Origin of the sequence: Enterovibrio norvegicus FF-33 (genome assembly GCF_000286835.2) — a bacterium.
Taxonomy (GTDB): domain Bacteria; phylum Pseudomonadota; class Gammaproteobacteria; order Enterobacterales; family Vibrionaceae; genus Enterovibrio; species Enterovibrio norvegicus_A.
Genome location: NZ_AJYD02000032.1, coordinates 1 through 799, shown reverse-complemented (window position 1 = coordinate 799; position 799 = coordinate 1). Strand labels below are relative to the sequence as shown.

Sequence of the window (799 nt, the reverse complement as noted above, 5' to 3'; positions counted from 1 at the left end):
TCGCCTTCTTCCACGGTAGGGTTGGTGATTTTCTTAACACGTGTTTCTTGTGCATTCGGGAAGGTCGTAGCGGTATAGCACGTGTGCTCTTCTTGTGTGTTGGTCGACATGGCATTCACACGAGCAGGGAAGAGGCCGATCCTAACTTGCTCACCGGTCACTGGGTCAACGCGATATAACCATGTGCTGTTGATGTTCCCACTGACATTCTGATTCTTGGCGGCAACAAGAATTTGACCGTTTTGGTCGAGGGTCGCTGCCGTTACAAAGTCAATATTGTGGAATGATTTGAGCGTCATTTCAGCCGTGGACGGGTCGACAGAGAAGGTACGGGTATTGGTGACGTACAAAAGCGCATTGTCTTTAAAGACAAAGTCCCCCCAAGACGAAAAGCCCCCAAATGCGATGTTATTGTCGAAGGCTTTGGTGTCAGACACGGCACCAGAAAGTGGGTCAATAGAAAACAGCTTGGTTGCATTGGACGCGATGAGTTTACTGTTGGCCGCATCGTAAGCCATTCGCAGTGTAGCAGGCACGTTGGCGACCACGGTATGGCGTTGTGCATCGTGGTCAAAATAGGCCAGTTGATTGGGCAACGACGTTGACGCATGGAGAGAAAGGCTGTTGAACTCGTCGGACGAGACATGCGCGCTTGCATCTGCGACATGATAATCAGCCGGTCTCGGCACACTGACATAATAGGTGCGGTTGGTGGTTGGGTCGTAGGCCATGGCAGAGCTACTAAAGGCCGCCCTAGATGATATTAGTGCGCGGTCTCCTGGGTTCGAATAGCCCAGCA

General features: G+C 51.6%; 1 pseudogene. It reads right to left on the bottom strand.

Features of this window, described 5'->3' with window-relative positions:
• Window positions 1-731, bottom strand: a pseudogene (locus tag A1OO_RS08335) (hypothetical protein); the annotation flags it as partial.
• Between the last annotated feature and the right edge of the window lie 68 nt (window positions 732-799).